The sequence below is a fragment of the Paenibacillus sp. Soil750 genome, assembly GCF_001428045.1.
Classification (GTDB): Bacteria; Bacillota; Bacilli; order Paenibacillales; family NBRC-103111; genus Paenibacillus_E; species Paenibacillus_E allorhizoplanae.
Window position 1 is genome coordinate 40,967 of the sequence record NZ_LMSD01000026.1, and the last position, 25,635, is coordinate 66,601.

16 protein-coding genes and 1 pseudogene are annotated in these 25,635 nt (G+C 46.0%); 15 read left to right on the forward strand and 2 right to left on the reverse strand.

The features are described from left to right. The first annotated feature begins 18 nt into the window (after nt 1-18). The 10 genes and pseudogenes from ASL11_RS23580 (at nt 19) to ASL11_RS23625 (ending at nt 12,337) form a co-directional block, all read left to right on the forward strand. Nucleotides 19-915 carry an ABC transporter permease gene (locus ASL11_RS23580; RefSeq protein ID WP_056620432.1) on the forward strand — a complete coding sequence of 299 codons (897 nt, stop codon included), beginning with the start codon at nt 19-21 and terminating at the stop codon, nt 913-915. Nucleotides 916-932: 17 nt separating this feature from the next. Next, entirely contained in the window at nt 933-1,823 is an 891-nt protein-coding gene (locus ASL11_RS23585) for a carbohydrate ABC transporter permease (protein WP_056620434.1), read from the forward strand. 47 nt (nt 1,824-1,870) lie between these two features. Further along, entirely contained in the window at nt 1,871-3,568 is a 1,698-nt protein-coding gene (locus ASL11_RS23590) for an extracellular solute-binding protein (protein ID WP_056620436.1), read from the forward strand. A 78-nt stretch (nt 3,569-3,646) separates the two neighbouring features. Further along, on the forward strand, nt 3,647-6,868 hold the full coding sequence (locus tag ASL11_RS23595) for a golvesin C-terminal-like domain-containing protein (RefSeq protein WP_056620438.1): 3,222 nt from the start codon (nt 3,647-3,649) through the stop codon (nt 6,866-6,868). A gap of 73 nt (nt 6,869-6,941) precedes the next feature. Next, nucleotides 6,942-8,189: a carbon-nitrogen hydrolase family protein gene (locus ASL11_RS23600; RefSeq protein WP_056620440.1), complete on the forward strand. Its 1,248-nt coding sequence runs from the start codon at nt 6,942-6,944 to the stop codon at nt 8,187-8,189. 26 nt (nt 8,190-8,215) lie between these two features. Then, nucleotides 8,216-9,139 (forward strand): dienelactone hydrolase family protein, encoded by a 924-nt coding sequence (locus tag ASL11_RS23605; protein WP_056620442.1) that lies wholly within the window; start codon nt 8,216-8,218, stop codon nt 9,137-9,139. Between the two features lie 22 nt (nt 9,140-9,161). Then, the gene (locus ASL11_RS23610; RefSeq protein ID WP_157257023.1) at nt 9,162-10,751 is read left to right on the forward strand and encodes a glycoside hydrolase family 3 protein; all 1,590 of its coding nucleotides are present in this window, start codon (nt 9,162-9,164) and stop codon (nt 10,749-10,751) included. 195 nt (nt 10,752-10,946) lie between these two features. Beyond that, nucleotides 10,947-11,234 (forward strand): sigma factor (locus tag ASL11_RS23615; RefSeq protein ID WP_268796225.1); only part of this gene is annotated, 288 nt, incomplete at its 3' end. Between the two features lies 1 nt (nt 11,235). Beyond that, nucleotides 11,236-11,592: pseudogene (locus ASL11_RS23620) on the forward strand (sigma-70 family RNA polymerase sigma factor); the annotation flags it as partial. A gap of 85 nt (nt 11,593-11,677) precedes the next feature. Beyond that, nucleotides 11,678-12,337 carry an ABC transporter ATP-binding protein gene (locus ASL11_RS23625; RefSeq protein ID WP_056620446.1) on the forward strand — a complete coding sequence of 220 codons (660 nt, stop codon included), beginning with the start codon at nt 11,678-11,680 and terminating at the stop codon, nt 12,335-12,337. A 60-nt stretch (nt 12,338-12,397) separates the two neighbouring features. Here the strand turns inward: ASL11_RS23625 and ASL11_RS23630 are convergent, their stop codons facing one another. Beyond that, nucleotides 12,398-14,677 carry a helix-turn-helix domain-containing protein gene (locus tag ASL11_RS23630; protein ID WP_162261677.1) on the reverse strand — a complete coding sequence of 760 codons (2,280 nt, stop codon included), beginning with the start codon at nt 14,675-14,677 and terminating at the stop codon, nt 12,398-12,400. Nucleotides 14,678-14,967: 290 nt separating this feature from the next. On the opposite strand from ASL11_RS23630, the gene ASL11_RS23635 reads away from it, so the two are divergent. From ASL11_RS23635 to ASL11_RS23645, 3 genes are all read left to right on the forward strand, one after another. Then, the gene (locus tag ASL11_RS23635) at nt 14,968-16,284 is read left to right on the forward strand and encodes an ABC transporter substrate-binding protein (protein WP_056620450.1); all 1,317 of its coding nucleotides are present in this window, start codon (nt 14,968-14,970) and stop codon (nt 16,282-16,284) included. Between the two features lie 69 nt (nt 16,285-16,353). Beyond that, nucleotides 16,354-17,316, forward strand: coding sequence for a carbohydrate ABC transporter permease (locus ASL11_RS23640; RefSeq protein WP_056620452.1), 963 nt, complete (start codon nt 16,354-16,356; stop codon nt 17,314-17,316). Next, nucleotides 17,276-18,127, forward strand: a complete 852-nt coding sequence (locus tag ASL11_RS23645) for a carbohydrate ABC transporter permease (RefSeq protein WP_056620454.1) — start codon at nt 17,276-17,278, stop codon at nt 18,125-18,127. Before ASL11_RS23640 ends, ASL11_RS23645 begins: the two co-directional genes overlap by 41 nt. Nucleotides 18,128-18,454: 327 nt before the next feature. Here ASL11_RS23645 and ASL11_RS23650 read toward each other — a convergent pair whose 3' ends face one another. After that, entirely contained in the window at nt 18,455-23,146 is a 4,692-nt protein-coding gene (locus tag ASL11_RS23650) for a X2-like carbohydrate binding domain-containing protein (protein WP_056620456.1), read from the reverse strand. Between the two features lie 743 nt (nt 23,147-23,889). On the opposite strand from ASL11_RS23650, the gene sigK reads away from it, so the two are divergent. Both sigK and ASL11_RS23660 read left to right on the forward strand, forming a co-directional pair. Next, entirely contained in the window at nt 23,890-24,465 is a 576-nt protein-coding gene (gene sigK, locus ASL11_RS23655; protein ID WP_082595761.1) for an RNA polymerase sporulation sigma factor SigK, read from the forward strand. Nucleotides 24,466-24,560: 95 nt separating this feature from the next. Beyond that, on the forward strand, nt 24,561-25,235 hold the full coding sequence (locus tag ASL11_RS23660; RefSeq protein ID WP_056620458.1) for an ABC transporter ATP-binding protein: 675 nt from the start codon (nt 24,561-24,563) through the stop codon (nt 25,233-25,235). Nucleotides 25,236-25,635: the final 400 nt, after the last annotated feature.

The window sequence follows — 25,635 nt, forward strand, 5'->3', positions numbered from 1 at the left end:
GGGGGTGAGAGAAAAATAATGAATAATCGATGGGTTTCCAAGGTTTCCTTGCATCTAATGGTTTTACCAGGCATTATCACAGTCTTAATCTTCAGCTATATTCCGTTGTTCGGTTTGGTGATGGCATTTGAAAAGTATGTGCCCTCCAAAGGAATATTGGGTTCGAATTGGGTAGGACTTGATAATTTTCGCTATGTCATACATTTACCCGACTTTTTCCAAGTAACTCTAAATACCATCATCATCGCCGTTATGAAAATTATAGCGGGGCTCCTGGTGCCCATAGTCATTTCGCTGCTCTTAAATGAAATGCGCATTACGTTCGTCAAGAGAAGTATCCAGACACTAGTTTATTTACCGCATTTTTTGTCCTGGGTACTCTTGGGAGGCATCTTAGTGGATGTCTTGTCCCCATCGGCAGGGATTGTGAACCAGTTGCTTCAAGCGATTGGCATCGATCCGATATTTTTTCTTGGCGATAATAAGTGGTTTCCTTTTACACTGGTGTTGTCCAATGAATGGAAGGAATTTGGTTTCAGTACGATTGTCTATCTGGCGGCTATTGCGGGTATTAATCCGTCGCTCTACGAGTCGGCTGTTATCGATGGCGCGAATCGCTGGAAATGTGCGCTTCATATCACGCTGCCGGGTATTGCGCCGATCATTGTCCTGATGGCTACGTTAAGCATCGGCAGCATATTGAATGCCGGCTTTGAGCAAGTGTTTAATCTCTACAGTCCAGTAGTCTATCAAAGTGGTGACATTATTGATACTTTTGTGTACCGGATTGGCTTGATCGATGCACAATACAGTGTGGCAACAGCAGTTGGCATGATGAAGTCGGTAGTCTCGCTAGTACTCATTTCCGTGTCCTACTATCTTGCCTACCGGATTGCGAACTATAGAATCTTTTAGAGAGAAGGAAGTTGAACTTGGTAGATCGTTATTCTTGGTCGAGATGGCTGTTCGTTGTGCTCAATTATACGTTTCTGATCCTGCTGGCGGTTTTATGTATCCTTCCGCTGATTCATATACTCGCGATTTCACTTAGCTCCAATCTTGCGGTTTCTGCAGGATTTGTTAAGCTCTGGCCAAAAGATTTTACATTCATATCGTACGAATTCATTCTTCGAAAGTCAGAATTTCTCTTGTCGTTGATTGTAACCCTGAAGCGGGTTCTGCTCGGGGTGACAGTGAATATGGTACTAACTGTTTTGGCAGCGTATCCTTTATCTAAGGAATCGTCTGAGTTTAAAGGTCGGACTGTGTATGTCTGGATATTGGTATTTACGATGCTTTTCTCGGGCGGTCTTATTCCTTTGTATATGACAGTTAAGATGCTAGGCATGCTTGATTCCATTTGGTCGCTAATTCTTCCACATGCCCTTCCGGTCTTTAATGTCGTGCTGCTCCTGAACTTTTTTAGAGGAATTCCTAAAGAGTTAGAGGAAGCCGCTTTCATCGACGGGGCAGGATATATGAGGATCTTATGGAAAGTATACGTTCCGTTATCCATGCCATCCATCGCGACTTTAACGCTATTTGCTACCGTAGGTCATTGGAACGCCTGGTTCGATGGACTTATTTTCATGAACTCACCATCAAATTATCCGCTTCAGAGCTATCTGTACACCATCGTCAATAATGTTGATACCATAATGGGGAGCATGGATTTGGTTAATATGAAGTTATTTGAGGATGTTTCAAGTCGGACGGCAAAATCAGCACAAATCTTTTTAGGTGCGCTACCCATTTTGCTCTTATATCCATTTCTTCAGCGTTTCTTTATCAAAGGAATTGTTGTAGGCAGTGTAAAAGGTTAAGTTCAATGAAATCAGTAGGTAACATATTATTCCCAGGGGGATTGAAAATGAAAGTTAAACATGTCAACGTGCTGAATATGGTTCTGATTTCTGCTCTTATGACGCTTTCCGCATGCAGCAGTGATACGAATGAAAAGGGGAGTCCAAGTCCATCAGAACCATCGAAAGAAGCCAATTCGCAGTCCGCAACGCCAACCAATGGTAAGTACAATCCGCCTATTGAAGTATCGACGGTACGATTTACTGATGCTGGGTTTAAATTTAAAGACGGAGAGTCGCTGGATAAGAATATTTGGAACGGTATTTTTGAAGATGAACTTGGCATAAAAGTGAAAAATATGTGGGTTGTGGACAAGTCGCAATACAACCAGAAATTAAATGTAACGATTGCTTCGGGCAGTTTGCCTGACTTCTTTGAAGTCGACAAGGTGACCATGCAGCGACTCGTAGACGAAGGAGCGCTTGAAGACTTGACTGCTGTCTACGAAAAGTATGGGAGTCCCTTTGCGAAGAAAACGCTCACAGTCGATGGTGGGGCTGCGATCAAAGCCTCGACCGTGAACGGTAAATTGATGGCAATTCCGCATACAGCCTCAAACGGGGGCGTTGCTTCGACTGAAATGATCTGGCTTAGAACCGATTGGCTGAAAAAAGTGAACCTTTCACCGCCTAAGACGATGGATGATGTGATGAAAATTGCAGAAGCGTTTAGCAAGATGGATCCGGATGGGGACGGAAAAAACGACACATACGGTCTGGCCATTAACAAAGAGATGCTGCAGAATTTTGGTTCGGTCAGGGGCTTTTTTAACGGGTACCATGCTTATCCAGACTATTGGGTAAAAGACGAATCGGGTAAAATCGTATTCGGTTCGGTGCAGCCAGAAATGAAAGTCGCGTTGCAGAAGCTTCAGGATTTGTATAAAAACGGCGTCCTAGACAAAGAATTTTCCGTCAAGGACACGAACAAGATCCTGGAAGACGTGAATGCGGAGAAAATCGGCTTAATATACGGGCATCTGTGGGATCCACCAGGCAAAACGTATGACATTAATTATGAGAAAAACAAGGATGCCGCTTATCCGCTTTGGCAGACGTATCCAATCGTCTCCGTAGACTCAGCCCCGGCGAAGGTACAAGCGAATCCAACGGCAGAAACATTTATCGTTGTAAGAAAAGGCGTGAAGAACCCGGAAGCTGTTATCAAGCTGCTGAACACGTATTTGAAAAAATATATTGAAACCGATTATTCCGGGTCAGTTAATCCTTTTATTGCGAAAGACGGGATTTTCCCTGCCAAATTTGCGCCGGTTCAACTAGAGTCACCTAATCTTAATCTAGAAGCTTGGTATAAAGTTGTCGACGCGCTCAAGACAGGGGATGGCAGCAAACTTGATTTCCCTGCCTCTGTTCACTTTGACCGCATTACCAAGTTTAGAAATGGCGATTACAAGATGTGGTATTCAGATCGGACGTTTGGGCCAGAGGGTGCCTTTAAAGTCATTGATCAGTACGATAAGCAGAAAACATTTGTTTTTGACGAATTTATCTATTCGCCGACACCAACGATGGTCGATAAACTTGCAACGCTAACGAAAATGGAAATGGAAGTTTTCACCAAAATTATTATGAACGCAGCACCTATCTCTGATTTTGATAAGTTTGTTGAGCAATGGAAACTGTCAGGTGGAAGCAAGATCGAACAGGAGGCTAACGAGGCGTACAAAAAAAATAAAGGTAACTAACAAAATTTGCTGGAGGGCAGAATCGTTCTGTCCTCCAATCAAACAACATTCCCTTATTAAAAAGGAGGAAATGAAATAATGAGATGTAATGGATGGTTTGTAAAAAGGGTGAGAATGACCTTTATGTTGGTGGCTTTCGCGATTACGGCTATGTTTGGGGCATCTTCTGCGTATGCATCTGGCTCAACAGTAACCATAGATACATCTTCTATTGTTAACAATGATTTCCTCGGATTCGGTGGCGAGTTTGATCCTACGCAGTTCATGAGCGAAGCTGCAGCCAATGGTTTCAATGATGACTGGTGGGAAGTGGAGAAACAGCGGGTAGCCAAGTTGCATCCGAGCCTTGTTCGCGTGTGGTATCAGACCGATTGGATGGAGCCTGCGAACGATAACAACGACCCTGACGTCACGAACTGGTCGAATATGCAGACGAATAGCGCTAAAATGCAGTCTGTTTACAAAGTGCTTGATTTCCTAAAATCAGAACAAATCGATGTCATGCTCGTCGCCGGTTGGAAGATGGATGCTGCCGTACAGAGTTGGCTCGCATTCAGTGGATTACCGAGTTCAGCCAATAGCGCCCCGAACGATCTGGATGAGTGGGCCGAATGGGTTTCGGCATCGCTGCACCAACTGATTACGGTAAAGGGATATGATAACATTAAGTATGTGATGTCCTACAATGAACCAAGTGGTGGTGATTTCGAGACACCAGCAGGCATTGATCCAAAGGACTATTACAAGGACATGTACCAAGCTATTCACGATCGGTTAATTGCAGACGGCATGCGCTCCACGATAAAGTTAGTCGGGCCTGATGAATCCGGTTCGAGTTCAGAATGGACAGCGTATGCAGCGACGTATATGAATGATGTTCTCGATATTTATGATGGTCATGCTTATAACATGGATTACAGCACATTGCCGATTTGGCTTTCAACTCGCAATAGTTATATCGCGCCTACGGGGAAACCACACATTTTGACCGAATTTGCAGCTCGTGGGACCAATGAAGACCGTAGTACCTTTCAGTATGGTGTTAATCTTGCAGATTTAATGGTATCCGGAATGCGAAATGGCGTATCCAGTATGCTATATTGGCGCCTTGCCGATCAACAGCTGGTCGATCCGCTGAATTTTATCGATACTACTTTTGGAGCTTGGCCATGGCTACCGGAATCAACGATGCCTCGGTATTCGTATTATTCGCTTGGCTTGTTCTCTACTTTTACAGGTTCGCATGCGCAGGTGCTATTGACAACGTCGGATGATCCTGACTTGCATGTAACGTCAGTGAGAAGAGCTGATGGTGAGTACACGGTGTATGTTGTTAACAGCAGTTCTTCAGCGAGCAAAAGTGTAGACATTCAGTTTAATTCGAGTATAAACAAAACTGTTAGTCGGCATTTGTATACCAGTACGTTGGTACCTACACCAGGAGCTGTAACGATACCTAGTGATGCCTCTTGGACGAGTGTTGGGAGCAGTTTTAGTGATACGAATCTGCCTGCGAATAGTGTAGCCGTATACACGACGGTTGGGGAACCGGAGCAGATTGAGATTACGCCTGGAGAAATTTCTGCTGTGTTTGGAAGTACAACTACTTTCAATGATACAGTCATTGGCAGCACGTATGGAACGACATGGTCTGTGCTTGGCGGTGTGTCGCAAGGAGCGATCTCGACCAGCGGGACATTTACTGCGCCGAACGCCATGCCGCCTATGCCCCAGACCATTATTAAGGCAACGAGAGTCGGCGATCCAAGTGTATATGGATTAGCTGTGATTCAGTTCAAAGTGCTTGGACTCAAAGCAGTTGGCGATTATCCGAATGTGAATTTAAGTTGGCGGCCTTCCCAAGGAGCATCTAGTTATAACGTTAAACGAAGTACGACTCCAGGCGGACCTTACACGGTGATTGCTTCAAGTGTGACGGCAACTACTTATGTAGACTCTGATATATCGGATGATACGCTCTATTACTATGTCGTCTCTGCCGAAGGTGCCTACGGAGAAAACGGAAATTCGAGTGAAGTCACACCGAGCAATTATTTTATTGATAATTTTAACGGCACGGCAATTGATTTAACAAAATGGAGAGTCATCGACAAGGGATTTCGGTCGACAGCTGTGACTGGCATTGGTGCCAGCCAATCCAGTGGATCGTTGACATTTTCCGGTACGACCAGTGTAAATTACTGGGGTGGCAAAGGGGTGCAATCCATTCCATTTTTTCAGGCGACGGCAAGTTCTCCACTAACCGTGAAAGTAGATCGGGTCTCTGCGAATGGCACGGGGTCGGGGTATCGCAGCGGAATTAAGCTGTGGCGTACCTATACAGAGAATATTCATTTTAGTCAAAATAGCGATACAGGGGTATGGGCCTATAATTTAAATGACGGCAGTGATGTTACCGTGTATACGAATTCGGATCATGGTGACCATGAAATTAAGCTTGTTCATGACGGCAGCAACGTTCATTTCTTAGTTGACGATGTGGAGTATGCAAGTGTTCCGGTTACCTGGAATAATGATTTCAGCATCATGCTGACAGGTGAAGCAAGACAAAATGGGGATTCTGTCACCGCTGTATTCGATAATTTCTTGGCGTACTCTTCCACGCAGTTCTTGTCTGCACCAGCTGGTTTCACGGCAGTGGCAGGAGATTCACAAGTGAATCTAAGCTGGGGAAGCGTACCTGGCGCAACCAGCTATACGGTCAAGCGGCGTACAGTCGCTGGAGGTGCTTATACCCCAATTGCCTCCAATTTGACATCGGCTGCTTATACGGATACAGGTTTATCCAATGGAACAGCTTATGATTATGTAGTATCAGCTGTGAACAGCACGTTGACAAGTGTACATTCCAAAAGTGTGAAAGCCACTCCTGCTGATGGAAGTATTATCATTGATAATCTCCAAGCGGAAAAGACAGGAACTTGGAACTCGTCAGCTTCACTCCCTAATTATTACGGTTCGGATTATGCGTTTAATGCAACAGGAACCGGAGTGGATTCCATTTGCTGGAAACCAACTATTACGCAGTCAGGCAATTACAAAGTGTATTATCGCTTGCCGAATGGGAATGGTGATCGGGCTTCCAACGCCCCGTTCACCGTGTACTACAATGGAGGCTCCCAAACGTTCCTGGTCAACGAGCAAACGTCGCCTGGAGGTAACTGGATTTTATTAGGTACTTTTGACTTTGCTCTAGGGGCTACAGGATATGTAGAGCTAACTGACAATGCCAACAGTAACTATGTGATTGCGGATGCCGTCAAGTTTACTAAAAATTAGGTTCTCTGGAGGGGCTGAAAAGCCCCTCTTTCAGATTACGATCATGCATAGAATCAGGAGGGAACTCGCCCCGATGCGAACAATCATGAGTATGGAAGATGGGGAATGGCAATTCTGGGCACCCAGGGAAGAAGTATCGCCTTCTCATGCACGAATTGTGGTAGATGAGGGATTACAACTGGAGATGAGCGGGGCAGGAAAAAAAGGGTGTTATGGAAGTTGGCATAGCCGGAATATCCCTATTGTAGAAAAGCAGAGTTATGTCATTCAAGCGGAATATCAGCTGAGCGATGTTCTCCATGAGCAAGTGAGCGTCTACATGATTGCGACATGGATGGACGATGAGGGGATTTTGCTGCAGCGTGACTATCTTGAGCTTGTTGAAGAAAAGGAAGAAACGTGGAGAACAATGCGACGTACACTGGATGCGCCTTCGCGTGCCACGCAATTGCGTCTGGAGCTGACGTTTCGTTGGGGCGCTGATGGAACCGTCATATGGCGAAACGCACAAGTTCAATTGTGCAAAGCTACGACCCAAAGAGCCGTACGAGTCGTCACTACCTACGCCAGACCCACGGAAGACATGGATACCAATCTGAAATTAATGCTGGATTTGCTTCATTTGGCGGGGCTTCATCATCCGGATATCATTGTGCTGACAGAGACGTTCTATGAAGGTTTCGTGCAACTACCTTTGGTTCAAAGATGTCAACCTATACCGGGTCCGCTTACTGAGATCCTATCGGAGCAAGCGAGTGCTCTTAGCAGCTACATTCTTTTTACAATGTATGAACGCGACGAAGCGCATATTTACAATACGGCAGTACTGCTGGACCGTGAAGGCAAGATTGCAGGGAAGTATCGAAAAATTCATCTGCCATTGTACGAGGCGGAAATGGGTGTCATGCCTGGCGATGAGCATGTCGTCATAGACACTGATTTTGGTCGAATGGGGATTTTAATTTGCCATGACCAGGAGTTTCCCGAGTCAGCGCGGGTCTTGGCGCTGCAAGGTGCGGAAGTCATTTTTATCCCAACGATAGGAAATGGCTTATTGCAGACAAGAGCCAGGGCACGGGATAATGGACTATATGTCGTCGTGGCTGGTTGCGGGGGCGGAGCTAACGCCAGTCGAGTGATTGCTCCTAACGGTGAACTGATCGGATATGTACAGGACGAGGAGATGGGTGTTTTTGCTGCAGATCTTGACTTGGATCAACGGTTGTATAAGTACTGGCTGTCGGTAGGCCCAGGAAATGGGGAAGCGCGTAGTCTTTTCAGAAAAGAAAGAAGACCTGATACTTACGCGGATCTAATCTAAATCGCACTACGGGGAGGCTGTGAATGATGAGTGTCGTTGGTCGCAGAGAAGAATTGATGGGACTGCTGGGCAAGCTGCCGTCTCGAACGAAGCCGATTCAAGCGCATCTGTTGCAAGAACAAGAGAACAGTTCGTATATATTAGAGAAACTCGTATTGGAATTGAATGATCGCGAGCCAGTTCCTGCCTATTTTTTACGCGCCAAGCATGCAGGCCCGCGTTCTCCGGTTATGCTCTATAACCACTCGCATGGCGGGCGATACAAGGTTGGCAAAGAGGAGTTGCTCTCGCCAGCTCCTTATATGAACGAAGTATCCTACGGCGAGAGTCTCACACAATTGGGGATTTCTGTTTTATGTATTGACGCTTGGGCATTTGGGGAACGAAGTGTGCGCAGCGAAGCGACCATTTTTAAGGAGCTGCTCTGGCAAGGGCGGACGATGTGGGGAATGATGGTTTTTGACAGCCTGCGCGCTGTAGATTATCTCGTATCTCGTTCTGATGTGGATCCTGCACGGATAGGTACGCTAGGGATGTCGATGGGGAGTACGATGGCATGGTGGCTCGCAGCGTTGGATCCGCGTATTCAAGTGACGGTTGACATCTGCTGCCTGACTGATTTTGAGGCGCTCTTGGAGGAGGGCGGGCTCGACCGACATGGCTTATATTACTATGTATCCGATTTATTGAATCATTTTACAACGGCTCAAATTAATGCTTTGATTGCCCCGCGACCCCATTTGAGCTTGGCAGGCAGTCTGGATCCCTTAACCCCGGTCAAGGGCTTAGATAAAATAGATCGCGAATTAAGAAGCGTCTATGAAGTATTAGGAGCTTCCGAGTCATGGAAGTTATCCAGGTATGACGTTGCCCATCTGGAGACGAAGGCGATGCGGGAGGAAGTTATTGCTTACTTACAAGCGTGGTTAAACAAATCAATGAACGTATGAATTTGAGTGGGGAGCTGACTAAGTGGGGAAATATCGAGTCACTGTCACGGAAGAAATACAAGCGAAGGTGCAATCGCTTAGCCATAAACAATTGTTGAAGCAAGTCTGCTGTCCTACTTTAGGACGAATCGGGGAAGAGTGTCTAGAGGAGTTCGGCGCAATGTTTTTTCATCCCATGGAGCGCAGCCGGCTGGAGGGGGTAATTGCAGAGTTCAAGAAAACCTGTACAATTCCGCCATTTATCGTCAGCGATCTGGAATGCGGACCGGGTAATATGATTTTAGGAGCTACCAAGTTTCCCTATATGATGGGCTTAAGCCAAACAAATTCGGAGACGTTGGCGTATGAGACCGGACGTATAGCAGCACAAGAAGCTGAAGTGCTTGGGTTCAATTGGACGTTTTCACCTGTGGCAGATCTGGCAGTTGATCCCGACAGCCCAGTTGTCAGTATGAGGAGTCCAGGTGTCACCCCGGAACATGTTGTGAAAATAGCCGGCGCATACATGAAGGGGTTACAAGAACATGGCATGATGGCAACAATTAAACATTTTCCAGGAGACGGATTTACTAGTTTGGATCATCATTTGACGACACCGGTCATTTCATTATCTCAGGAAAAATGGTGGCATGGGCCAGGACGAGTCTTTCAGGAATTAATTGACCGAGGTGCAATGGCCGTGATGCCGGGACATATCGCGCTGCCATGCCTAGACGAGCCAGATGAACGTGGTCTGTATCCGCCGGCGACAATTTCTCCTAATTTACTGCAGGGGGTGCTACGCAAGCGGATGGGTTTTGAAGGATTAATCGTGTCTGATGCGCTTGAAATGGGTGGTGCCGTCGGGTTTAGAAATTATTACGATGTTTGTGCTGACGCGCTGGAGAGTGGTTGTGACATGCTGCTCTTTCCCCGTATAAATGAGCGATTTTACTCAGAGATGGAGCAGCGGCTTGCATGCGGGAAGCTTTCGATCGAAACGCTACGCGATCGGGCTAGCCGCATTGTAGCCGTCAAAACGCAGATGGGGCTATTCAATCAAGAAGCAGTGGTGGCGGGAAGTACACAGTTCGATCGGGAAGCACACCAGCGAACCGCCAAGCAGGTGGCGCAGGCTTGCATTACCGTCGTACGCGATCGCGCCGAATTAATTCCTTTCCCCATTGAGCCACAGACCAGAGTACTCCATGTGGTCATAATGAACAATCATGATCAATTGATGGAACTGCATGCTCGTATGAAGCAGGAGATCAGTAAGTTCTCCGGTCATGTGACGCAATGGTTGGATCCAGGACCAGATGCGCTTTTTGAAGCAGCTTCGGAGAAAGCTGCCGACCTGATTATTTGTTCAATTGGCTGTAAGCTTAGTTATGGGCTAAACGTAGTTCGTCTACATGATGAAGTGGCTAGAAATATGATGGGAGGGTGGACGAAGTTACGAACGCCGATCATTTTCGTATCTCATTTCCATCCGTTCGTTCACCGAGAGTATGAAGCCTCTATTGATTCTATAATTAATATGTATGGTGATATTGAATGCTCGGCCGAGTTATTGCTGCAAGCGATGACCGGCAAAATTCCAATCAATCGAGAGTTGTTCGCTCACCAATAAAGCAACAGTAGGCTATACCGGAATAAAATGAATTCACTATAATGGGCTAACATACATAACAAAAACTAGACTCAGTACCTACCAGGTATTGGGTTTAGTTTTATGTTCACTTGGAAGAAAAAGTAAGTAATTTCAACATAGTTGGTCATTACTCAACACATCAGTTTGAAATAAAGATATGTAAAGTAATTTACCTTGCTTCGTGTTCACAACCTCAAAAAATTCGACAATACGGGGGAAGATTTGGAAGATTTGATCTCCATCGGGACGATTGGGCTAATCAAAGCCATCGAGTCTTTCTCGCCGAATAAGGGCACAAAGCTGGCGACTTTTGCAGCACGTTGTATTGAAAATGAGATCTTAATGCATCTGCGCTCCTTGAAGAAAACGCGGAAAGATGTATCCTTGCATGATCCCATCGGAACGGATAAAGAGGGGAATGAAATTACGCTGATTGATATCCTTGGCAGCGAGGCTGACGACNATGCATCTGCGCTCCTTGAAGAAAACGCGGAAAGATGTATCCTTGCATGATCCCATCGGAACGGATAAAGAGGGGAATGAAATTACGCTGATTGATATCCTTGGCAGCGAGGCTGACGACGTGGTGGATGCAGTACAGTTAAAGATCGAGAAGTCGAAAATTTATCGCAATTTGGAAATTTTGGACGACCGCGAGAAGGAAGTTGTCGTTGGTCGGTTTGGTTTGGAGCTTGGCGGTGAAGAGCGGACGCAGCGGGAGATTGCTAAGGAACTGGGGATTTCGCGTTCGTACGTGTCGCGGATTGAGAAGCGGGCGTTAATGAAGCTGTATCATGAATTTTATAAGGCGAAGCGGTAAAAGAATTGATTTCATTTGAATTAGTACACATTGATTTAAATCGCATTCTTCATTCATTTGGCATCAAATAATGGAGGCGAAGACAATGACAGCCTTAATTCAAATTGAGCATGTAAGCAAATTTTATCACATGGGCGGGGAGACAATCCGCGCCCTAGACGATATTTCTTTAGACATCGCGCAGGGCGAATTTGTTGCTATTATGGGGCCTTCGGGCTCAGGAAAGTCCACGCTGATGAACATCATCGGCTGTTTGGACGTTTCGGATGAAGGTCTGTATGTGCTCGATGGGAAGCAGATTCACTCGCTGAAGGATTCACAATTGGCCGAGATTCGGAATCGGAAGATCGGGTTTGTTTTTCAGAACTTTAACTTGCTGCCGAGACTGAGTGCTTATGAGAATGTGGAGTTACCGTTGATTTACCGGGGACTGTCGAGAAAGCAGCGGGAGCCGCTTGTCCTACAAGCGTTGGAAGCGGTTGATTTGCTGGATAGAAGGAAGCACTTTCCTTCGGAACTATCTGGTGGGCAGCAGCAGCGTGTTGCCATTGCTCGGACGTTGGCTGGCGGTCCACCGATTATTTTGGCGGATGAGCCGACGGGCGCGCTGGATTCGAAGACTGTGGAAATATTCAGGCGGTTGAATGAGCAGGGGCGGACGATTATTGTGATTACGCATGATCGGCAGGTTGCGGAGCAAGCAAAGCGGGTTGTGAGGTTTAGGGATGGTCGGCTAGTTAATTGAATCGCAAAAGAAAGAGAGCTTCATCACTTCGAAGAAGTGATGAAGCTCTCTTATTTGATGTCAGCGAATCGTTTTGCGGTAATCTCCCGGGGTTAGCCCTTCATAGCGCTTGAAGAACCGAATGAAGCTGTTGACGTTGTTATAGCCGACATTCGTCGCGATTTCAAGAATCGTTTGTTCGGTTTCCTTCAGAAACACCTTACTGACCTCCAGACGCTTCAGCGTTAGATATTCCAGCATGGTTTTGCCAACTTCTTGCTTAAACATGCGGCTGACATAGGCATGGTTCAAATTCACCTGCTCGGCAATCATCTCGACCGAGAGGTCTTGATCGTAATTCGCATCCATATAGGCGATGACTGTTTCGATGTGGGTATTCTTTTTGGGCTGTTGCTGCTCTAGTGTGTGATAAATTTTTTGCACCATGCCACAAATCCATTCATGAATTGCATGTATCGTCTCTTTGGAGGCAAGCTCGCGAAATAGGTTATGGTTTTTGCCGAAAATCGTTTCGGTTTGCACGTTAAATTCCTGCATATTGCGTAAAATACCCTCCACGATCAAATTGTACGTCCGGAAAATGACTTCCTCACTCAGCTTCGTGCGCGCCTTTATCTGTTGATACAATTCTTCAAGGCTGCCAAGCGCCTCGTTAAGCTGCCCGGCTTTTAAGAAGTTGTACATATGATTGGTAAAATGCGGCGGCAAATAGAACTCGTCATCCGCTTCCTTAATCAAATCCTCATAGGTTAATACGGTATTGGTACCGACCATAATCTTTGAGCGAATGACCTCACACGCTTCTTTGTAGGAATAATGGGCGTCCAAGAGCTGTGGATAAGGACGTCCAATTCCAATGGTAACGGAGATTTTCAGCAGTTGGTAGATCACATTCTTGATTTGCTCGCCAAGCGCAGCAAGCTCATGTTTCATATGCTCGGAGTCGCCGCCGATATTGACCAGCAGCGCGAGTTGGTTCTCATCCGCTTCCGCAGCCAAAGCGATATGGCTGCCGGATGCAATCTCTTCTGCAATGTTCATCATGGCGTATTTATACAAGTTTTGATCTGTGACGGAGTAGCTGCCGACGAGCAGGCTGTAATTATCGATCTCAATTAGAAAAACGACGTGCTGCGGATACGGAAATTGAAGATGCAAAAATTCCAATTTTCCGTTCATTTCGTGAATACTACTGAATTTATGATGGATAAGGGCAAGCAGGAATCGTTCGCGTAATACAGGCAAATTCATATGAAACTGCTGCTCCCAAGCCTCATTTTTACGGAATACATGGTCCAGAATATGAGAGATCGCTTCCAGCTCATTCTTCTGCGGGCGAAGCGTATCCTTTGCTTCATTGCCGCTTTTGTTATAAGGAAGCGCCTTTTTAATTAATAATTGAATTGGACTGATCATTTTTCTAGATATGAAATAGGATAAAATAAGTCCCAGAGCAACTAAAATAATAAAAGCTGCCCAAGCGACGGTCCGAATATACGACAGTTTGGAGAGTAAATACTGTAAGGGCGTTTCGGTTACAATGCTCCACTGGTTATGCAGCGTTTTTACATATGTAATGAGATTTCGATCGCCATCTTGTTTCAAGATGCGGTACCCGATGCTGGCAGGAGCCTTGCTGCTCTCCTTGAATAAGGCTTGGACATGCTCCGGCTTTAGTGAAACTGCAGCTGAGGTGGAAATGACGTTGCCCAGACGGTCCATAATATAGGTGATGGTGTGCGGATTGCCTTCCATTTTCTGAAGCAGACTGCTTAAGACGGATTCATGAATATGCACGGCCAAGAGACCTTGGAATCCATTCCGTTGTACGGGCACCTTTACGACATAGGTCACAATTTTATCTAGATCAATGCCGTTTCCATGACGGGAGCTTAACCAGAAACCCATATCGTTCTCGCCGAGATCTTCGTCGATCCAAATATCCTGTGTTGAGTTCGTATATGTGCGCGTATAGCCGTCAGAGGCAATAATCAGATTAGCTTCTTTGGCGTAAAAGTCGATCGACTGGATGGCTTCGTTTGCGGATGCGGCCGTTTTTAGAATATCGCGAGTCTCATTCAGAAGGAATGGATTCGTCAAATCGTTCAGAAAGCTGGTGACCCGTCCGTCCAGTCCGATTCGGATAGCGATCGATTGGATTTCTGCTATCGTATTCTCGATGGAAGCATTTTTCTGTTTGGACGCGTAGATGGTCGCCTGACTCAATTCGTTCTCCAGCGTGGATACGGTGAAATTGTAGGAAGCATAGCTCAGCGCAATAAGCGGTAAGAGAATGACAATCAAGTAGGAAATGAAATACGTCCAAAATAGCTTCGGCAATTCTTGGAGCGACCTTTTAAGTTTTACGATAGAAATCAGAACGAACACCTACTTCAATATAAGTACTCATATTATGCCATAGATGCGAGCTGAGCAGTCAAAATAAAACTAAATTACAGACCAAATGTCATGAATTTATGAGAGATGTCAATACTTGATGATGCGGAAAGTCATGATTTATGTGTGTTTCTCTCGCATTGGAGATATACGGCCGTCATGCGGACATCGATAATAAAGGTGTGAAGTTCACACAACAAATGAAGCTTCAACCAAAAGGGAGGAACTACTATATGAAGATGAAAAAAGCGGCGTACCTAACGTTATCGGCAGCCTTGCTGACCGGCGCACTTACTGCTTGCGGCTCGAACACGGATACAACTAATGAGGCGGAAGCAACAGCGAGTGCAGGAAAAAGCAGTGAACCGATTAAATTAACGTTTGCATCTTGGAGTATAAGTGAAGCGGCAACCAAAGGTGCATTAGAAGAAATGGTAAAAAATTACGAGGCGAAAAATTCGAATGTCAAAATTGAGTTTGTCGGCATTCCTTTTGCAGATATTAAACAGCAAACGTTCGTAATGGCCTCAACGGGCAATGCTCCGGACATTATTCAAACGTTCCCAGCTTGGTTCGGTTCTTATGCAGCATCAGATATCATTACACCGTTGGATGATCTCATGGGCAAATCGTATGTAGATGATTTAATGCCGAGCTTTAAGGAAGATTTCTCTTATAATGGCAAGCTGATGGGTGTGCCTTGGGCACCAACGCCATATATTCTCTATTACAATAAAGAGCTGTTCAAAAAGGCGGGCTTGCCGGATAAAGCACCTGCGACGGTTGATGAAATGCTGAAGGCGGCGAAAGCGATTTCGAATTTGAAAACAGACAGCGGTCAGAAGATTTACGGCTTCGGAGAGCCTTCGGACAAGCTGGCGATTAACGGCGAGATCGCGATGAGGAACTTGTACGGCTTTGGCGGATCTATTTTAGATAGAAATGGAAAAGTAAATGCGAATACGCCAGAAATGGTGAGCACGCTGAACTATTATAAAAGTTTGGTGAAAGACGGCATCGGCCCGTCCGGCGCGAAGCTGAAGGACCTTCGAAACCTGTTCTCTATCGGCCAATTGGGTATGTATGTCGACGGGAACTACGGGAAAGCGGTGTTCCGTAACTTGAGCGGCAAAGGCGCAGAGTTTGACAAAGTGTGGGGGGCGGCTCCGATTCCGGCAGGTGCAACCGGCAAGAGCGTGTCGATCGGGGAAGCGCACGGTCTCGTCATCTCGGCAGATTCCAAGCATAAGCAAGCTGCTGCCGACTTCATTAAATATTTGACGGATAAAGATGCGATCTCGATTTATCATAAGCAGAACGACATAATTTCCGCCCGTAAATCGCTTAGCTCGATGTTCACGGAAAGCGAATTCGATAAAGTATTGATGCAGCAAATGAACAACATTCAACCGCTTCCTAAGAATCATCCAGGTATGGAGCAAGCGTATATCGACATTGCCGATGCGCTGCTGAAAGTCTCGACGGATACCGCTTCACCGGAGAAAGCTGCACAAGAACTTGATGCGAAGCTGAAGACATCGCTGAAATAACAAACATCATCTGGCAGGAGAGCTCTTTCGGGAACTCTCCCGTTAGAAGCGGATAGGAGTGAATCATACATGAGAGGAACAAGACTCTCCGAGCTGGCGAAGGACCGACTTTTTTTACTCGCGTTGATTTTACCGGCTCTGGCCATGCTGCTCTTTACGATTGGCATACCGATTGTAAAGTCCATTACGATGAGCTTCTTTAAAGTTTCATTGCTCAGCATGAAAAGTCAGCCGTGGAACAATTTTGCCAATTATAAGGAAATTTTGCAGGATGGTGAATTTTTTACTGCGCTTCGCGTCACCTTAACCTATGTGTTTTGTATCGTAAGTGTCCAGTTTGTGCTGGGTATGGCGTTGGCCCTGATTCTAAACAGCTCGATTCGCTTCAAGAAATTTTTCCGTACGATCATTCTCATTCCGTGGATTGTGCCGACAATTGTCTCGGCGCTGCTTTGGATGTGGCTGTTCCAGCCGCAATACGGCTTGATTAACTACGTACTCCAGCTGCTCCATATCATTGACAAGCCGCAGGAATGGTTAACAAATATGGATCTGGCGCTCCCGGCCGTAATCGTGACGGCGCTTTGGCGCCAGCTGCCCTTCATGAGTACGATGCTGCTCGCAGGCATGCAAGGCATCTCTGAAGACATGTATGAGGCAGCGCGTATCGATGGTGCAAACCGTTGGCAGATTTTGACCAACATCACCCTTCCATTACTCAAAAACAACATCAAGACAATTACACTGATTTCCATTATTGAGAACTTCAAAATGTTCCCGCTCTTCTGGATCATGACAGGTGGCGGTCCGTTAGACAAAACGACGACATTGGCCATTTACAGTTATAAAGCAGCATTTGTACAGATGAATTTGGGGAAAGGTGCTGCAATCGGCGCGTTATGGCTCATTATTATGGTCCTTATTTCTAGTCTTTACAATAAGCTCTTCGCCTTGGGAGAAGACACACCAGCATCTAGAAAGGAGAAGAGGCATGCAAAGATCAGCTCCGTCAAGCAAAAGCAAGCTACCTAATTTGGGACAATATGCGGGTTTGCTTGTATTCATTCTCTTTCTCATCTTTCCGCTTTACTGGATGTTTGTCACTTCTTTCAAAGATAATTCCGTGCTGTTCCAGATTCCGCCAGAATGGATACCGAAGAAACTTGTCCTAGCGCATTATATCAAATTGTTCTCCGACAATTACTTTGTGATTTATTATCGGAATAGCTTGTTTGTCAGCAGCTGCACGACATTGATTACGCTGCTTGTGGCCATGTTTGCCGGTTACGGCTTTTCCAGATTCCATTTTAAATTCAAAAATTTTCTGATGTTCGCTATCCTGTCGACGCAGATGCTTCCGGTCGTTTCGCTCCTGATTGCGCTTTATGCGATGTACAAATCGTACGGTCTGCTGAACACGCATGCAGGTTTGGTCATTGCATTGACGACGGCATCCTTGCCATTCTCCATCTGGATGATCAAAGTGTTCTTCGACAACATTCCGCATTCGCTCGAAGAAGCCGCCAAAATCGACGGCTGCAGCCGGTTCGGCATTTTGTTCCGGATTATTTTTCCTCTTTCGAAGCCAGGTATTTTCTCCGTTGGGATTTATACGTTTATTCTTTCATGGGATGATTTGCTGTACTCATTAACTCTCATTAATAAAGATAATTTGCGTACGTTGAACCCCGGCATTTCGATCAGGTACATGGGCGAGGTGGCATATGACTGGGCGAATATTATGACGGTTTGTGTGACAGCGACGATTCCGATTGTAATTCTGTTCCTATTTTTCCAAAAGTATATGGTGGCTGGGCTAACAGCCGGCGCTGTAAAAGAATAAGAAGGAGCTTACAGAACTCTCGTCATCCCACTTGCGGGGCCGGAGAGAATGCTAACTTAACTTACTGCCTAGGTTAAACGCATATGAAAATGTGGAGTTACCATTGATCTAATATACAATAATTTATAATGGACTACGATAAATCGTATGACCATTTGATTTTTCAAGGTAAATGAAAACTGCTAAGTCTGATTTCGTCTGCATTTCCCCGAAAGCGCCATACTGATTTGGTACAAAAGCTAGGCGTGACTTTATTGGGTATAAGAAAGAGGCAACCGGATTGAGTTAATCGGCTGCCTCTTTCTGATGTGTGCTTAGCTGTTGGGATTACTCTACCGTTTTTTCTCCACCGGTTGCTAAGGGCTCAAACGAATGGCTGACGGAAGCTTCCGCAATGTCATAAACTGCCCAATGATCGTTCGGGACGTCGGTCCAAGGTGAGTGCTTAACCCCGTTAAGCGGTCCTCTACCGAGTACACGATTGATGATGGTGACAGCTTCTGCACGCGTAAGCGGTTTGGCAGGGCAGAACGTTCCATCTGCGTAGCCATTCAAGTAACCAGCACTTTGGGCAGCTTTAATTGCGTCTTCTGCCCAATGACCAGTCGTATCGGTAAAGCCAGCTCCTGTTCCAGTAGGGCCTACCGCGACCCGAACAGCAAGTGCTGCCATTTCGGCTCTGGTGATCGGCTGTTCTGGCTTGAAAGTACCGTCTGCGTAACCTTGCATGAATCCTAGTCGTGAGACTTGGTCGATAGCGGTGTAAGCCCAATCATCAGTGGCCACGTCAACATATTTGCCGCTGTTGCCTGATGCCTGTTTGGTCGTAATACGCGAGAGAATTGTGGCCATCTGAGCGCGTGTAATCTGGTTGTCTGGATGGAACAAGTCGTTTTCGTAGCCTTGGATGTACGGTTCGTGCGAGAAGGACAATGTCTTGCCATCGACCTTCAAAAGCGCATACGTACTAAATTTACTCGTCGTAAATTGAATGCCACGGCCGTCATCGAACGTTGTGACAGTACCTTTTTTAAACTCCTTAGTCCCGTCGCTGTGTTCGATGTAGACTCCGATTTGCTGGATATCGGCATCTCTCAAGTCTCCTGGAATCGGGAGGATGAGGGTAACCTCATGATTTTGCAGGTTAGTCACAATGTCTATCGGACGGCCAATCAATACGGTTTTTTCGCCTCCAGCAACGCTTAGCACGACTGTTGCGCCATTTGCGCGCTGTGCTAAATCTTTGCCTGCATCCGAAGCTTTTACAGGAACAAGGTTGAAATAAATGTCGTCATTAAAGTTTTTCAGCGAGTCGTTCGAAATTTGGACTTTGACATTAGCTGTATCGAGGTCAAGGCCAAGTCCGCTTTCACTTAGCAAACTTAGCGAATCTTTACTCAATACAACATTAGTTAAGGCAACGTCATCCTTGTCATCGGGCAGGGAAATAACAGCCGATTTGGCGCCAGAAGTCTGCGATTTCTGTATTAACTTTTTCGTATTATCAACCGAGAGCTTGACTTCCTCTTTGGTTAAGCCATCAGCTTGTGTCGTACGCACGATGTTAACTGCGCTGGTGTCAGTACTACCGCCTGTATAGCCGCTGCCAGTTTGCGGTGCGGAGGGTGAACTGTCTACCGTAGCAATATCAAATTTGAACGCATCTACAAGCATGTAGCTGCCTGATTTTTTGACTGCTTTTAGGGTGTGAGCGCCTTTAGACAGCGACGAAATGTGGTAAAGACTGTTTCCAGCACTCCGAATGGACGAATAGGCACTAATGGTTTCTTTCAACTGATCATCGATATAGATATCAATGTCACCTAATTCCGGACCTGTTGGTGAGAGGATCTCAATTCCGCTTCCTGTGAACGAAAAGAGGAAAGCGTCTCCGTTCACGGACGTTGCATGAATATCGTCCGCATAATCACCTTGAAATGCAAAAGAAAGCTTCAAGTTACCGACAGGTTGAACAGCGAGATATTCTTTTTTGATCGTCACTTGATTGCCGCTAATTACATAATCGGTCGGATTGACGAGTGCAGTGGTGCCGTTCGAAATGCTACGCAAACTCTGAGCGTTACCGATGATGTTAACGCTCACATCTGCTGCTGCTTTTTTGTTGAAATCTGCTGCAGAGATGTCAATCAAGTCGCTTTGCTGTACTTTAAGCGCATCAAGCAGCATGAATTGCCCAGACTTTTTGACAGCCTTCAGTGTATGAATGCCAGACGTCAAGTTCGTGACGGTGTAGACTTCTTTTTGGGCATCATTATGCGAATTTGCTCCGTACGTATGAGCGGTTCCGTGTAATTGACCATCAATAAAGATGTCCACATCGCCTTGACCCTGATCGACTTCAGTTATATAAGTAATGCCAGTGCCATTAAACGTATAGGTAAAATAGTCGTTATTGGGCTCTACATAATGAACGTCTTTACCGTAATCGTTAAAAGGACGATTTGTACTGCGGTTCCAAGCCCCAGTAAAGTGAATATCTGGGTTGTCGTCGTTAATGTAAGTAAACCTTCCAGGGGATGCCGAGTTGCTAACAGTTATAGCCAGCGTTTGCGGAACACCCGAACTGAACGTGAAAGTCAAATTGGTTAGTCCAACAGGCTGTTGGGTCAAATAGGATTTCAAAATTTTCACTACACCGTTAATAATCGTATAGTCCTGTTCAGCCGTTAAGGCGACTGTGCCGTTCATAATGCCTGTCAGCGTGTTGTTACCGCCAAGTGTTAGCGTGGCAGCCACGTCCGCTTGTGCGGATGTTTTCTTGTCAAAGACGGTGGTTGAAGGTGTAAGCGACGTTCCAGTAACCGCGATGGATAGCGATTGCGAATCACCTCCAGCAAACATGAAGTCTAATTGGACCGGGCTCCCCGAAGGCTGCTGGAGCAGGTATTCTTTTCTAATCGTTATAAGATTGCCGCCACTTATCGTGTAGTCTGTACTTGGCTGCAGCGAAACGGAACCATTCTTGATGCCTGTCAGCGAGCTATCGCCAAAGATAAGACTCGTGGTGATGTCAGCAGGTTGATCTTTGTTAAAATTGTTCGCCGAAGGTTGGCCTAACAGCGTTTCTGTAGTTACCTTCAAAGCGTCTAGAATGAGGTAGTATTGTCCGCTGCCGTTTCTTACCACTCTCAACGTGTGAGTTCCCTGCGGAAGATCGGCGATACGATAGACGGAATATTGCCCCGACTGCGGCGAGCCTTCTGTGTCCACAGTTCCTTGAAGCTGCCCATCAATGTAAACATCCATCCGTCCATTGGATGGACCTTGTTCAGAGAGCACTTCAATGCCAGTACCAGTAAAGGAATAGCTGAACTCCGGCTGTGTGCCGTTGTCGGACTCTCCATAGTGAACGTCAGCCTGATAATTGCCCACAGTTCTTCCTCCGTTATGACCCCACTTGTTTGTATATTGGATCAAAGGGTCTGTATCGTTAAGATAGACGGAATGAGAGACCGTAGCATTACTAGCATTTACTTGCGTAGACATATTATTTTCGCCCTGAGCAGTAGGAGAGGGAGAGGAGTCCGTTACAGTAATGGATAAGTCTTGGGCATCGCGAGCAAGCTCTTTACCCCCATTGCGTGTCCATGTGCCTGTGTATCGTAAGCCAGTGTCATCGTCATTGACGATAGATTTACCTCCATGCGCCGTTACTTTGAATAAGCGGGAGGCGTGTGGCTCCAAGGAAACTGGACCATAACCAGAAGCATAAGTGCCAAGCTCGGTATGGCTCCATAAGTCGCGAACAGAGGCAGAGCCACTCAGACCGATGTCGCTCCAATTTGCGGTAACAGGTGCTGCTTTGTTTCCAAGATTGAAAAGAGCTACCGTATAAGTGCCATCACCATTATTGGCATACCACACTTGTTGGTTGGTCGAGGTAGATACCGGGTGTACGGGTCTTCCGGCTTGATTGACAGCGATGACTTCATCGTTTGTAAGTAAGTCAAGACCATAGGCATCGAGGTTGGACAGGTCATCACCTGTATAGAACTGAGCGGAAGAAGCTGCCCACAACGTTGCCGCAGTTTGTCTTTCATCTTTGGTCAAACCGGAGGTAGAGCCGTTGCCGACATTCAGGGAATCAAAATCGTTCCAGCCTCCAGGTCCGGCATCGCGCCACCAGAGCGCAGCGTCGGGGAACAAACGCGCAATATTAGCCCATTGCGTCATACCAACCTCACGGTCGTAGGATTCCACATCCCAATCGACCCGCCAGCCATTGGCATATTGTTTCCAATAATCCACGTAATTGTGATCGAGCGCCCAGGACAGCTCAAACCAAATGTTGTGTCTACTAAGCGCTGTTGACCAGGCTTTGACATCATCACGTGCATCGATCGTGACATCGTTGTGCCCAGAGCCAGGCGTTACACTATCGAATTTAACAAAATCCACACCCCAAGAGGCAATCTTATCCGCGACAGAATCAATATATTTTTGGGCACACGGGTTGCTGAAATCGATTTTATAGCCGATGTTCCAGTAATCAGCGTATTTGTAAGGCTTTACAACAATATCACCGATCGTACAGCCAGGTGCGTTATAAATAGGCAAGTTCTGTGTTACCGCGTCAGGCGAGACCCCGGGGATGAGATAAATGCCGAGTTTCTGCCCATTCCCATGGACGTAATCGACGAGATTCTGGAAACCTCCCGGATAAAGCGTCGTACTTGGCACAGGTCTGCCAAACTCGTCCATACTGCCGTTCCAACCCGCATCAATATTAATATAGTTGAATCCATGGGCCTGCAGTTTTTCGTGCATGGCGTCAGACATCTTCTTGATCTTTGCTTCGGAAATCCAATTGCCGGATGGACCATCGTAGACCTGCATACTGTAACTGCTCCAGCCCATATACGGTCTCTGTGCCAAACCATTGTCGGCTGCTTTGACCGTGCCCTTGCCAGACGGGACGTAGCCAATCTGAGCGATGACAACAATGGCGAGCAGCAATCCCAGCCAGAGCTTTCTTCGGCGTTGCAATCTGCTTTTCATCTTCACTTGTCTCCTTTGTCGTTGATCTGATTTCGTTATGTAAGCGTTACCGAACTTGCACACGACCGATTATATAAGATGAATTCTGTGCGTGGATAGGTACACTTCTACCTTAAACCGTACAATTGCCCAATTTTGACATGAACTAGATCTCATTCCCTTGAGGTCTCAAGTCTTTTATAGTTACGTTAGCAGAGCAGTATAACTTTAGCGGATATGGTTGAAGGCAACATGTTCGGTTCATGGGATCCGAAAACATATGAAGTAGAAGGTTCAGCCTTCGGATTTATTAAGATGGAAAATGGTGCAACGAATTCCTGGAATGTGCTTGGGCACTGAATATAACGGATACGAGAGAAGTCATGACGGGGACTCTGATAAACAATAATGGTTGAATTTCATCCAGTTACTACGACAACAGGCAGAGAAGAGGAACCCGCCCATTCGAGGCTAGAAGCCGGTTGATGGACATAGCTGTAGGGAATTTAACAGCTTATTTACAGGGGAATATCATAAATACAGTTAACTCTGCTTAATCAGAAGAATGAATGGGGGCTTTACGGCTTCCATTCTTTTTGGTACGAAGTTTATCCACATACGAATTCAAAAGGCGGTGAATTTCCAATGAAAATTATTATTGCTCCGGATTCGTTCAATGGAAGTATCCGCGCTGCTGATGCTGCGATCGCTATACAAAGAGGCTGTCGATTTTGTAAGTGGGTCAAATCAGGCTATAACATTAAATGTGGAGCAGTGTGCAAACACCTTCTTCCGCGTGTTATTTGAAATTTACCTTGCTTCGTGTTCACAACCTCAAAAAATTCGACAATACAGGGGAAGATTTGGAAGATTTGATCTCCATTGGAACGATCGGACTGATCAAAGCGATCGAATCCTTCTCTCCAAACAAAGGGACTAAGCTGGCGACTTTTGCAGCACGTTGTATCGAGAACGAGATCTTAATGCACCTGCGTTCCTTGAAGAAGACTCGTAAAGATGTATCTCTGCATGATCCGATTGGAACGGACAAAGAGGGGAATGAAATAACGCTCATTGACATCCTCGGCAGCGAGGCGGACGATGTGGTGGATGCGGTGCAGCTGAAGATTGAGAAGTCGAAGATTTATAGGAATTTGGAAATTTTGGACGACCGCGAGAAGGAAGTCGTGGTTGGTCGGTTTGGGTTAGAGCTAGGCGGCGAAGAGCGGACGCAGCGGGAGATCGCGAAGGAGCTGGGGATCAGTCGCTCCTATGTGTCTCGGATTGAGAAGCGGGCGCTGATGAAGCTGTATCATGAGTTTTATAAGGCGAAGCGGTAAGACTGCTGAGTTAGGGTTACCATTTTTAACACGTTTCGTATAGTCGCATTCTTCATTGTTAGGGATCTTGGGATCGCAAAATGGAGGCGAAGGATATGAGCCTAATTCATATTGATCATGTCTGTAAGCAATATGTGATGGGTGGGGAAACGATCCGCGCGTTGGATGATGTGTCAATAGTAATTGAACAAGGAGAATTTGTCGCGATTATGGGGCCTTCAGGTTCGGGGAAGTCGACACTGATGAACATCATCGGGTGTTTGGATGTGTCTGACACGGGATCGTACGTTCTTGACGGCAAAGCGATTAACCAGATGAAGGATTGGCAGCTGGCCGAGATACGGAATCGGAAAATTGAATTCGTGTTTCAAAACTTTAATTTACTACCCCGATTAAGTGCATATGAGAATGTGGAATTGCCTTTAATTTATCGGGGGATGACGCGGAAAGAACGAGAGCCACTTGTATTCAAAGCTTTGGAAGCGGTCGATTTGGTGGATCGCAGGAAGCATCTTCCTTCGGAGTTGTCTGGCGGGCAGCAGCAGCGGGTTGCGATCGCACGAACGCTGGCAGGAAATCCTGCGATTATTTTGGCGGATGAACCGACTGGTGCACTGGATTCGAAGACGGGGATTGAGATTATGGATATATTTAAGAGGTTGAATGAGCAGGGTAGGACAATAATTTTGATTACGCATGACCATGCGATAGCGCAGCAGGCGAAGCGGGTTGTGAGGTTTCGGGATGGGCGGTTGTTAGAGAGTGTTTAGAATAAGATGGTGAAGACCGGGACTCCATGGGATATATGTGGGGTTCTGTTTTTTATGTCGGAAAAACTGGTGTTATTCTTTCACTCTTCAGTAAGGGATGCCTTTTTTATTGGTGAGAAGGAAATGATGACTTCGTTCGAACAAGAAATCTTCATTTGTGACAGTCGGCTTAGAATTACCTAGATAGTTAATAACGATCGTAGTGTAAGAAGGCCAATAATGGAAATATGTATGTTGCAAAGAAATCTGGGAAAAACCGAGTGATATCATGCTCTTATTTTATGGAGGTGCAACCCCCTCTTGATCAAGGGAAATAAAGATCGTAAGTGGAAAATAAAGTGTGTTAGTGGTGTTCACTTTTGTGAACATCACTTTTTTAGTATTTGAGGTTCGTTATTAG